The 4,268-nt window shown below is 27.0% G+C and carries 6 protein-coding genes; 4 read left to right on the forward strand and 2 right to left on the reverse strand.

Translation table 11 applies throughout. From position 1 onward, the window contains the following. The first annotated feature begins 538 nt into the window (after nucleotides 1-538). From LJD34_RS15535 to LJD34_RS15550, 4 genes are all read left to right on the forward strand, one after another. Complete coding sequence (locus LJD34_RS15535) at nucleotides 539-703, forward strand: RepB family protein (protein ID WP_227360321.1); 165 nt, start codon at nucleotides 539-541, stop codon at nucleotides 701-703. A gap of 93 nt (nucleotides 704-796) precedes the next feature. Continuing rightward, nucleotides 797-1,342 carry a hypothetical protein gene (locus LJD34_RS15540; RefSeq protein WP_117812357.1) on the forward strand — a complete coding sequence of 182 codons (546 nt, stop codon included), beginning with the start codon at nucleotides 797-799 and terminating at the stop codon, nucleotides 1,340-1,342. A 52-nt stretch (nucleotides 1,343-1,394) separates the two neighbouring features. After that, nucleotides 1,395-1,679, forward strand: coding sequence for a HigA family addiction module antitoxin (locus LJD34_RS15545; protein WP_227360322.1), 285 nt, complete (start codon nucleotides 1,395-1,397; stop codon nucleotides 1,677-1,679). A 2-nt stretch (nucleotides 1,680-1,681) separates the two neighbouring features. Beyond that, nucleotides 1,682-1,870, forward strand: coding sequence for a hypothetical protein (locus tag LJD34_RS15550; RefSeq protein WP_227360323.1), 189 nt, complete (start codon nucleotides 1,682-1,684; stop codon nucleotides 1,868-1,870). A gap of 26 nt (nucleotides 1,871-1,896) precedes the next feature. On the opposite strand, the gene LJD34_RS15555 is transcribed toward LJD34_RS15550, so the two are convergent. Together LJD34_RS15555 and LJD34_RS15560 are read right to left on the reverse strand one after the other, a co-directional pair. Continuing rightward, nucleotides 1,897-2,985, reverse strand: a complete 1,089-nt coding sequence (locus tag LJD34_RS15555) for a tyrosine-type recombinase/integrase (protein ID WP_227360324.1) — start codon at nucleotides 2,983-2,985, stop codon at nucleotides 1,897-1,899. 129 nt (nucleotides 2,986-3,114) lie between these two features. After that, nucleotides 3,115-4,047 carry a hypothetical protein gene (locus LJD34_RS15560; RefSeq protein WP_227360325.1) on the reverse strand — a complete coding sequence of 311 codons (933 nt, stop codon included), beginning with the start codon at nucleotides 4,045-4,047 and terminating at the stop codon, nucleotides 3,115-3,117. Nucleotides 4,048-4,268: the final 221 nt, after the last annotated feature.

The following is a 4,268-nucleotide window of genomic DNA, read 5'->3' on the forward strand; positions in this document are numbered from 1 at the left end:
AACTTCAGCCTTCCAAGCTGACTACGTGGGTTCGATTCCCATCACCCGCTCCATTTATTTTAAAGTGGAACGGTTTTTTTACTAAAAAGAAAATATCTAATACGAATAATCAATTCTTTAATAGATAGAGTAATCATTTGGTATTAGACATTTACAAATACTTTATATTGAATTTAGATTTTCAATTTGTTAAAATCTTAAGTGAAAAACTAAATACTATTATTGATATGTTGTAAGTCAAACCAATTAAAATGACTACACATTACGTTGTTTTTATAAGAAAACAACGTTTTTTTATGTTTTTTTATATTCTTTATCATTATATCATCTGATAAATGCAAAAGAAAGTTATTTTGTAACAAAAATTGTGAATTGTTACTACTAATACCAATAGATCATATTCAATCTATATAACTTTTGAATACCTTTCTTCTACTCTTATATTATACCATAACATACTACAAAAGTGTAGCTTTTTATATAATATTGTAGATATATTTTTAAAACTTGTTATAATATATTTAGGAGGAATTTTAAAATGGCAAGAGCAAAAAAAGACTGTAAAGCATTAAATATAAAAATTGAAAGTACAATTTATGAAAGACTTGAAAACTACGCTGAAGAAAAGGGACAAACAAAAACAAAGGCTGTTGAACGTCTTCTAACAAAAGCAATGGATCTAGAAGAAAAAGATATTAAATAAAACCTAAAATATAATGTTAAAATAAAATAATTTTTGATATTTATTTTCTAAAACAGCTATAATATTCTCAATAATAAATTAGAGGTGATTTCTTTGATTTTAGAAGAGTTTAATAAAAAGAGGATATTATGTAATATTGCTATAAAAAAAGCCTGTATGGAGCTTAATTTGAAGCTTCCAGAGATTTATTATGTTCAGCTAGATGACATCAAGCTCTATGATCAGGAAGGAAATATTGTTTCATATGATTACAGAGATGTAGGGTATAAGGTCAAAAGTATATTATTCATTCCTAAAGAATACGTTATCTATATCAATGTCGATTTGTTTCAAAATGAAATGAATATGCTTGTAAAATGTTATCAGACTGCTAGACAAATGTATCATACAATACAGGTATATAATCAGCTTCAATCTAAAGAATTAAGTGAATCAACTACTACAGTCAATCAATGGCGATATTGTTATATTGAACGCAAAAATTCCAAACCTAGCGGAATTACACCTGTTCAGGCGGATATGATGGCTTTTTCTATTGTAATGATGAAAAAATATCATTATATCAATATTGAATTTAAAGAAAATGATTATTTTGGCTGGGAAAGTTTACTGAAAGATATGAAGAGCCGATATTTATAATATATTATAGGTTTGAACAAAAAACATATCATATTTGCAGGTAGGTGAGATAATGAGAAACAATGTTGAAACATCAACAGTTGGTGAGATATTATTTGAAGAATTTATGAAACCAAATAATATTTCTGCATATAAACTTGTTAAAGAAATAAATGTTTCAATATCAAGCATACAGGATATTATTCATAATCGTAGCAAGATAACTGTTGACATATCATTACGACTTGCTCGTTTCTTTGGTGTATCAGACAAATATTTTTTAGATATGCAGAATGATATAGATATTCGTAACTCTAAAAAAGGTGTAAATGAAATTAATGATATAGAGGAAATATAAAAATGGATAATTCAATAAATATATTAAAATCTTTAAAGAAGGAAAGAAAAATCTTATCAAATAAATTTAATGATGCAATGCAACAAAAAAATATATCAAAAGCCTTAGAAATCAAAGTCAGGCAAGACAGTATTTGTGATGAAATAATCAATGTTTATGATTCAATGATAAAATTGCAAAGTAATGAATAAAACCTATTCTCAATTGAATAGGTTTTTTAATTGTTTATAAAATCGTAGATATCTTTTAATGTTTCAGTTTGGTCAGAACTGTATGTTTCATTTGTGATTTGTTTTAACAATGTTTTTTTCAATCCTTCAATAAATACATCATATGTATTGACTTCTTCCTGATGAATAGCAAATTCTAGCTTTTCTACCATTTCCCTTTGAATTTTTGCATTAACATGCAAATATGTATCGGTTATAACAATGTTTTCATGACCTAAACGTTTAGAAACATTATAAACATCATTTGTAAGATTCAACATCAATGTAGCGTGAGAATGTCTAAAGCCATGAAGATTCATATTTGTTACATTTGATTTTTCCTTATATTTATTGAATATTCTACCAAGAGTGGAAAATGAAATCATTTTAATTCCACCAAATACATAATGTTGTTTAATGTTGCTGGTATAGTTTTGTTTTTCTTTTATAAAATGGTTGAGTAACATTTCGTTCAAGCTTCTATTTATGTAAATAATTCTGTGAGAACTTTTTGATTTAGGTGGCTTTATACATTGTCCTTTACCACGAACACGACAGGCAGTGGTATTTATTGTTATCGTTTGATCAATTAAATCAACATCTTTCCAGCATAAAGAAAGTAGCTCACCTTTGCGCATTCCTGTGTAGTACAGTACACTGAAGAGCAGACGATCTCTTTCATTATCAACCACTTTCAAAAAGTTATTGTAGTCTTTTATTGACCAAATTATTTGTGTATCTAATTGTGCTTTTTTATCTATGATAGAAGTAACACTTTCAAGACCTCTTATTTGAGCAACTGTAAAATCACCATAGGACATAATATTTGCATATTTTAAAAGCCTTTTTAAAAGAGCAATTATTTTATTAATGTAGGAAATACTGTATGTTTTTCCATCTTTTGTTTTGTGCTTTCCATTTAAAAGTTCTTTTTGGTATTTTTTTATCTCTTTAAATTTAATTGATTCTAATTTTTTATTTCCATATTTTTTAGCAAGTCCCGAATTATATACATAACGTATAGAATCTAAAGTAGTATCTTGATGTGTTAGGTCAATATCTTCTAAATACAATTCAAATAGTTCGTTTAATTTCATTAATTTTTTCCTCCAAAAAACAAAAACTAGTCTAGCATCAAGCTAAACTAGTTCAGTATAATATATTTTTGTTTTCTGTGAAAAGTTTGTATAGAAATAGTTCTAATGTTTTTTTCTTTTTTTTATTTGTTATTTTTTTGGTGGTTGCATCTTATTTTGATATTTAGAAAGTCTATCAAAATGCAATGTACCATTTGAAAAAATTAAATGATCAAATACATTCATAGGAATACCATCAGGGTTTTTATTAGGTCTTTTCTTGTCAATGTTATAAAGCTCCCAAAGTTCTTTTTTTGATTTTTTTATTTCATTACATCTTGTTTTGAATTCCTTATCAGCAATTTTGCAAACGACAAAGGAATTTGGCTTAAATTTAGATACTTCGCTATCATTCCATGTATGGAGCGATTCAACACGACCAATTCTAAAATCATTAGCTGGTCTACCATACATATTTTTTCTTGTGATTTCTACAATTACATAGTCTCCAATTTGAATATCTTTTAGATCACAAATATAGTTGAAAGTTTTATTGTTTTCTTTTCCTAGAACTCCACGTTGCATCTTGATTGATACAATACGTGTTTCTTTCTCTAAATCTGTATGATCTTTGTCAGGTTTCATCACATCAACCCAAGAAGTCAAGCGTTGAAATTGCAGACTGTCTGTTTCTTTAATGATGTCATCAAAAATACTATATCGAGGATTCTTGTTATCTTTGTTTTTGATAGCTCTATATCTAGCCCACAATGACCACTTTTTTTTCAATAAAGTGTTACAGCGCATATAGAAATCATTGTCATTGATTTTAAACACAACAAAGTTGTTAGGTCTAAATTGTGCTATTTCTCCATCCCTGAAGATCATAAAATCTTCAACACGACCAATTCTGAAGTCATTGTTGAAATTTTTAGCACGTGTTTTCATGGACAATTCTACAACAACGAAATCACCTTTTTTTACATCTCCTATATCGCATATAAAGGTCATAAGTTTATTTACTTGTGTAATAGGGTCAAGGACACCTCTATGTAGTCTAACGATTGCAATTTTCTTTTCCATATATTGCTCCTTTTTTGTTAATTTCATTATAAAATAAAATTTTCAATAATTTCTTATTTTATTTTCCAACTAATCAAATTCTTATCTATTTAATTAAATAACATAATCAATATCCCTAAACATAAAGATAAAATTAGAACATAATATGCTATTTTCCAAAAAAGAGGGGGCTGTAAAGAAACCTAATCTTTTGGATTAGGCATTCTTTATAGCTTTTTTTA

The sequence above is a fragment of the Faecalibacillus sp. MSK20_93 genome (assembly GCF_020589945.1).
GTDB lineage: Bacteria > Bacillota_I > Bacilli_A > Erysipelotrichales > Coprobacillaceae > Faecalibacillus > Faecalibacillus intestinalis.